Consider the following 7,120-nt stretch of genomic DNA (forward strand, 5'->3'; position numbering starts at 1 on the left):
TTTATTCACTTTATTGATGCATTCTTAATTTTATATACACTCTCTTTTTATTAAAAATACAACGAATTTATGACGCTATGTTTACTAGGTTAAAGACATAAGTATTAATTAAACCAAATATTTTGGTTTCAGTTATTAAGTAGCATGAGCTGGTTGCAAGGTGCTGACAGAATAGATTAGTTTTATGAGAATGGTTCTTAACATCCGACAATACCTCGTATCGCTTGTGGATAGTTCATCATTACTGTCTTACTCGACAAATGTCAAAATATTGGCGATAAATTTATTATGAATAGTTTGAATAGTTGAACTTGCTCAAACTCCAGCCAAAAAAAAGTAGCCCGAAGGCTACCTTTTCGCATTGATCACATTAAAGGCTATTTTTTAGCGTTTTTACGCTTATCGGTAATTTCCCACCGCCCATTATCGTACAACGCCGTCCAACCTGAGGGTTTACCCTCTATCTCAGTGCGTACATAGTGTTCTTTTGACTTACGACTAAAGCGTACAACCGCCGCCACACCATCAGGATCATGTGCAGGCGCATCAGCTAAGTATTGATACTTTGGTGCTAGGCGCTCTTTGAAACGAGCCAATTCTTCAACCAATGGCGCACGTGTCTCACGAGATTTCGGGAAATTGCTCGCCGCAAGAAACAGGCCTGAAGCGCCATCACGCAATACAAAATACGCATCAGAGTTTTCACAAGGCAATTCTGGGAAATGGATAGGATCTTCTTTTGGTGGAGCGACTTCACCACTTCTTAGGATCTTACGAGTATTTTTACAGTCATCGCTGGTGCAATCCATGTACTTACCAAAACGACCATTTTTAAGCACCATGTTAGATCCACACTTGTCACACTCGACAACTGGGCCATCATAGCCTTTAACTTTAAACTCACCGAACTCGACAACGTAACCTTCACAGTTCGGATTGTTCCCACACACATGCATTTTACGTGTGTCATCAATCAGGTACGCATCCATCGCCGTTTCGCAGATAGGGCAACGTTTTTTCGCGCGTAGTGCGGCCGTTTCAACATCTTCTTCCAAGACATTGATCACGCCTTCTTCATCACCTACGTTAATGGTGGTTTTACAACGCTCTTTAGGCGGCAGTGCATAACCAGAACAACCGAGGAACACCCCTGTAGAAGCGGTACGAATTCCCATTGGACGTAAACATGTCGGACATTGAATGTCGGTCATTACGATGTGGTTGGGTTTCATACCACCTTGTTCTTCATCCAGTTCAGCGGTTTCTAAATCTGCAGTGAAATCTTTAAAGAAACCGTCCAAGACTCCTTTCCAATTTGCAGATCCTGCTGCAATTTGGTCCAGCTTTTCTTCCATTCGCGCGGTGAAGTCATAGTTCATCAAGTCATTGAAACTGTCATCCAGACGATCGGTGACGATTTCACCCATTTTCTCAGCATAAAAACGTCGCTGATCCACTTTCACATAGCCGCGATCTTGAATGGTAGAGATGATAGAAGCATACGTCGATGGTCGGCCGATACCACGCTTTTCAAGCTCTTTTACCAGCGCAGCTTCCGTATAACGTGCCGGTGGCTTAGTGAAATGTTGTTTTGGATCTAACGTTTGCAATAACAACGTTTCGCCCACTTTCACTGGAGGTAGAATTTGGTCTTCATTTTTACCCATTGGCCGTTGAACTCGCGTCCAACCATCAAATTTAAGGATGCGACCTTTCGCCTTAAGGGTAAATTCTGCCGCTTTCACGCTCACAGTGGTCGAATCGTATTGAGCTGGCGTCATTTGGCAAGCCACAAACTGATTCCAGATTAGCGCGTATAGCTTATGAGCATCCGCTTCCATACCTTGTAAATCATCGGCTTTCACATCCACACTGGATGGACGAATCGCTTCGTGCGCTTCTTGAGCGCCTTGCTTACTTCCATAAGCTAACGGATTCTCAGGTAAGTAGGCTTGTCCAAACTCACTCCCAATATAGCTGCGAACCGCTTCGACCGCTTCAGTACTTAAGTTGGTTGAATCGGTACGCATATAAGTGATGTAACCCGCCTCATACAAGCGCTGAGCTAGCATCATCGTTTTCTTCACTCCGTAACCCAAGCGAGTACTGGCTGCTTGCTGTAACGTCGAGGTGATAAAAGGAGCGGAAGGTTTACTGCTGGTTGGGCGGTCTTCACGTTTACACACTTCGTAAGAAGCTTTTTCTAAAATCGAAACCGCTGATTTAGCTTCCGCTTCGTTGACAGGCTTAAACGCTACATCATTTTTTTGCGCGACCAACAGACGGAAATCCGTTTTATCTTGCGTTTTCGTATCAGCATGGATATCCCAGAACTCTTCAGGGACAAACGCGTTAATTTCACGCTCACGCTCAACAAGTAATTTCACCGCCACCGATTGGACGCGACCCGCAGACAAGCCACGCGCCACTTTTTTCCAAAGTAATGGAGAGACCATAAAACCCACCACACGGTCCATGAAACGGCGCGCTTGTTGGGCGTTTACACCGTCGATATTCAATTCACCCGGTGTTTGTAAGGCTTTTTGGATTGCATTTTTAGTAATTTCGTTAAATACAACTCGTTTGTATCGCTGTTCATCGCCACCGATGATCTCACGAAGGTGCCAAGCGATGGCCTCTCCTTCGCGGTCCAAATCGGTTGCGAGATAAATGCAATCAGCATCTTTGGCAAACTTTTGCAATTCCGCCACTACTTTTTCTTTACCCGGCAAAATTTGGTAATTCGCATCCCAACCGTGATAAGGGTCGATACCCATCTTCTTAATTAACGAACTGCTGTCTTTCTCGCTTTTCAAGCGTGCTTTCTCTTCAGCGCTAAGGTTCTTTGAAGAAGAACTAGGCGTTGCTTTTTTAGTGGTACTTTGACCTGCGGTTGGAAGATCACGAACATGCCCTACGCTCGACTTCACAATAAAATCTTTACCAAGATATTTATTGATCGTTTTAGCCTTGGCTGGCGATTCCACTATAACGAGTGATTTACCCATAATTGACTCAAATGCCCTTAATCATTACGCGAAAGTAAATCGCATGACGTTCTAAATTATTGCTTCTTTTTTTACTATCGAGCCAGTTAACAAGAAGATCAACATGTTTTTTAAAAATAAAATTCAACCACTCAATAATTGGTCAAAATGCAACCAGAGCTCAGTAACCTATTTTCGGCCAGCCTTCAAACTTAAATTGAGAAGTTTAAAATCGAGTCCTGTGATGCTTGTGAGCTTGACTTTCATTGCTGCAGCACTCTACTAAACCTGCTTTGGCGCTCATACTAAAGTGAGTATTATCAGTTCGAAAAATAAATCCAATGAAATATGCCGTAAGTCACACATTCTCATTGCATAAGAAATCGGCTTTCTTGATTAAGCTTAGATCATGACTTCTCTCTTTGGTCAAAGCTTGAGAATCCACTTCATCGAATTTTGCGCCGAATTCTATTTGAAATCATTGAAATTACCTACCCTTTTACGGCACTATCCTCGCACATCTACTCATAGGACCGTAAAAAGATGAGCGAAAAACAATCTATTACTGAATTTGATTTGTTACTTATTGCAAACCAAATCATTCAAGAACATGACGCTTATATGGTTGGCATGCGCGCCGATAGCGTTGAAGAGAAAGAGGATGTATTAGTTTTTAAAGGCAACTACTTTTTAGACGACAGGGGGCTGCCAACACCTAATACCACTGCGGTATTTAACATGTTCAAGTACCTTGCCTTGCATTTATCAAAGCAATTCACTCTCGTTCAATCGTAATTCTTGATGAAAAAAGCCTCATTCGAGGCTTTTCATTATTGGGTTTAAACGCTCAATGCCTAGTGGCTTAGTTGTGCAAGCTGTTCAAAATAATCAGGAAACGTTTTCGAGGTACATTTAGGATCATTAATCGTCACTGCGGTATCGCTCAGTGCAACCAGCGAAAAACACATCGCCATTCGATGATCGTCATAAGTGTCGATTGCCGCATGCTGTAATGACGTTGGTGGTGTAATGATAATGTAATCATCCCCTTCCTCAACCTCTGCACCCACTTTACGCAGCTCCGTCGCCATTGCGGCTAAACGATCGGTTTCTTTAACACGCCAATTATATACGTTGCGAATGGCTGTGGTGCCTTTGGCAAATAATGCGGTCGTCGCAATGGTCATAGCTGCATCAGGAATGTGATTAAAATCGAGATCAACCGCATTAAGCTCTCCACGACGAGCGATGACATAATCATTCCCCCATTCGATGACTGCGCCCATTTTTTCTAGCGCATCGGCAAATTGAATATCCCCTTGGATACTGTTTTTACCAATACCAGTAACTTTTACTTCACCACCTTTGATAGCCGCCGCCGCGAGGAAGTAAGAAGCAGAGGATGCATCTCCTTCCACCAAGAACTGCCCAGGAGAAACATACGATTGCCCAGCTGGGATCACAAATTGAGTGTAGTTATGGTTGATCACTTTTACACCAAACTGCGCCATGATGTGTAACGTGATATCAATGTAGGGCTTAGAGACCAAGTCACCAACGATGTTGATCGTCATTTCACCATCAGACAGTGGCGCAGCCATTAAAAAAGCGGTCAAAAATTGACTCGAGATTGAACCGTCAATCGCCACGGTTCCAGCTCTAAGGCCCGTTGCCGTAATTTTTAACGGCGGGAAGTCTTGATTTTCCAGGTACTCAATATCAGCGCCCGCTTCACGTAACGCCGTAACGAGATGACCGATTGGACGCTCTTTCATCCTCGGCTCACCAGTCAAAATGAACTCACCCTGCCCAAGGACTAATGCTGCCGCAAGTGGACGCATTGCCGTCCCTGCATTACCTAAAAACAGCTCAACGGATTGCTCGATGCTAAAAGGCCGACCCAAGCCTTTTATCTCACACACCGTTTTGTCGTCTGACAAACGATACTCCACGCCAAGTTTTGCTAGTGCGTTGAGCATGTGGCGAATGTCGTCACTGTCTAACAAGTTCGTTAGCTTGGTCGTACCACTTGCCAGAGCGGCAAGCAGTAGCGCTCGGTTTGAGACACTTTTGGAACCGGGTAAATTGACTTGCCCATTAATTTTTTTTATTGGTTGTAACGTGAGGCTTTCCATTCGAGTTGTGTTTCCTTGCATCTTCCAAAGAGCTCCTGTTTGCTCTGGGAAAATGAAAATTCTTCGTACTTGCAGCCTATCTAAAAATAAAAGCGAACTCCAGTACAAATATGGCCTGATAGTAATGATTGGCAAACTATTGAAAAATCCCTACTATCCTCATTCCGTGGCCTTATCTTGATGGTTAACCCAGATCGGATCGAACATGACTATTTACCTTCCTCAACTTGCGCTTGATGATTTCTCTTTTCCTTCCGCTGATGAGGCGCTAAAAGAGCCAAATGGACTGCTCGCGTTTGGTGGAGATTTACAGCCAGAACGTATTTATAATGCTTATCGACACGGAATTTTTCCTTGGTATGGTCCACAAGAGCCTATTCTTTGGTGGAGCCCCGCTCCGCGAGCTGTGTTTAACCCACAAACTTTTTCTCCAGCTAAAAGCGTTAAAAAATTCCAGCGAAAACATCAATATAAAATAAGCCTTAACCATGCAACTAAAGAGGTAATTACAAGTTGCGCCAACGTAAGACCCGCAGATCAAACTTGGTTAAATGAAGAGATGCGCAGCGCCTACCTCGCCCTTGCGGCTTCTGGCCGTTGTCATTCGGTTGAGGTGTGGCAGGAAGATAAATTGATCGGCGGGCTCTATGGCATACAAATGGGCCAAATGTTTTGCGGTGAGTCGATGTTTAGTACCAAAGCCAATGCATCAAAAATTGCGCTTTGGTATTTTTGCCAGCATTTTCAATCACACGGTGGACAGTTGATTGATTGTCAGGTGATGAATCCGCATCTGGCATCATTGGGAGCTTTCGAATTAGAGCGCGACGATTTTCTCAAATCCTTGCTATCTTTTAGGGATAGCTCTGTCGATGAGCGCTGCTTTAAACCCCAGTGGATCACCTTGCCTAATGAAGGATAACCATGAGCTCAGATTTACAGCAAATACGCATCGGTTTAACCAATAACCACCCTTGTAGCTATTTAAAAGATAGGCAAGAACGTGTCGCTGTGACTTTAGACTCCGCCATGCAATCGCCTGAGAATTATGAAATTCTGCTCGCAAATGGTTTTCGACGCAGTGGGGATACCATTTACAAACCTCACTGTGACAATTGCAACTCCTGCCAAGCATTGCGTGTTTTTGTTGACCAAGTCAAGCTATCAACCAGCCAAAAGCGGTTACTCAAAAAGGCACACGCTTTTCAGTGGCAGTTGAAACCGACCATGGATTCGGGTTGGTTTGCACTCTATGCCCGCTATATTGAAGCGCGACATAAAGAGGGCAGCATGTACCCTCCCAACGAGCAGGAGTTTGCAACCTTTTCCGCTTGTCGTTGGTTAGATACTCAATACTTGCATATTTATCAAAACGGACAACTGGTCGCGATTGCGGTGACGGATATTTTACAAAACAGTGCCAGCGCCTTTTATACCTTTTATGATCCAGGGTCAGATCTGTCACTCGGGACACTGGGCGTTTTATTTCAACTGCAATATTGCCAAGCCACACAGAAACAATGGTTATATTTGGGTTATCAAATTGATGAATGCCCAGCAATGAACTACAAAGTACGCTTTGAGCGCCATCAAAAGCTAGTAAATCAACGTTGGCAAGGGTAGAATACGCCCCAACTTTACATATTTATCTTTTAGCGGCAGAATGCGTCCGTTAAAAATCGCCAAGTTTCTAAAGAGGATTAAATGGCTAAAGAAGACGTAATTGAGATGCAAGGCACTGTCCTTGATACTCTTCCAAACACAATGTTCCGTGTTGAGCTAGAAAACGGCCACGTAGTAACAGCTCACATCTCTGGTAAAATGCGTAAGAACTACATTCGTATTCTTACTGGTGACAAAGTAACTGTAGAGATGACTCCATACGACCTAACTAAAGGCCGCATCGTCTTCCGTGCTCGTTAATCTCTGATTTTTCGAACGCAACAAAAAAACGGAGCTAATAGCTCCGTTTTTCGTTTTGTTCTTATTAGAACTAGG

The 7,120-nt window shown here is 43.8% G+C and carries 6 protein-coding genes; 4 read left to right on the forward strand and 2 right to left on the reverse strand.

Annotation, left to right across the window (positions count from 1 at the left end):
* Nucleotides 1-377 precede the first annotated feature (377 nt).
* Nucleotides 378-3,008, reverse strand: coding sequence for a type I DNA topoisomerase (topA, locus tag VOR_RS0112415; RefSeq protein ID WP_010320022.1), 2,631 nt, complete (start codon nucleotides 3,006-3,008; stop codon nucleotides 378-380).
* A gap of 522 nt (nucleotides 3,009-3,530) precedes the next feature.
* Between topA and VOR_RS0112420 the strand changes: the two genes are divergently transcribed.
* Entirely contained in the window at nucleotides 3,531-3,782 is a 252-nt protein-coding gene (locus tag VOR_RS0112420) for a YciN family protein (RefSeq protein ID WP_010320023.1), read from the forward strand.
* A 59-nt stretch (nucleotides 3,783-3,841) separates the two neighbouring features.
* Here VOR_RS0112420 and aroA read toward each other — a convergent pair whose 3' ends face one another.
* Entirely contained in the window at nucleotides 3,842-5,122 is a 1,281-nt protein-coding gene (aroA, locus tag VOR_RS0112425) for a 3-phosphoshikimate 1-carboxyvinyltransferase (protein ID WP_010320024.1), read from the reverse strand.
* A 205-nt stretch (nucleotides 5,123-5,327) separates the two neighbouring features.
* Between aroA and aat the strand changes: the two genes are divergently transcribed.
* From aat to infA, 3 genes are all read left to right on the forward strand, one after another.
* Nucleotides 5,328-6,044, forward strand: a complete 717-nt coding sequence (gene aat, locus VOR_RS0112430) for a leucyl/phenylalanyl-tRNA--protein transferase (protein WP_010320025.1) — start codon at nucleotides 5,328-5,330, stop codon at nucleotides 6,042-6,044.
* 2 nt (nucleotides 6,045-6,046) lie between these two features.
* Nucleotides 6,047-6,745, forward strand: coding sequence for an arginyltransferase (locus VOR_RS0112435; RefSeq protein WP_010320026.1), 699 nt, complete (start codon nucleotides 6,047-6,049; stop codon nucleotides 6,743-6,745).
* An 81-nt stretch (nucleotides 6,746-6,826) separates the two neighbouring features.
* Nucleotides 6,827-7,045: a translation initiation factor IF-1 gene (infA, locus tag VOR_RS0112440; RefSeq protein WP_006075347.1), complete on the forward strand. Its 219-nt coding sequence runs from the start codon at nucleotides 6,827-6,829 to the stop codon at nucleotides 7,043-7,045.
* Nucleotides 7,046-7,120: the final 75 nt, after the last annotated feature.

It is taken from the genome of Vibrio ordalii ATCC 33509 (assembly GCA_000257205.1).
Taxonomy (GTDB): Bacteria; Pseudomonadota; Gammaproteobacteria; order Enterobacterales; family Vibrionaceae; genus Vibrio; species Vibrio ordalii.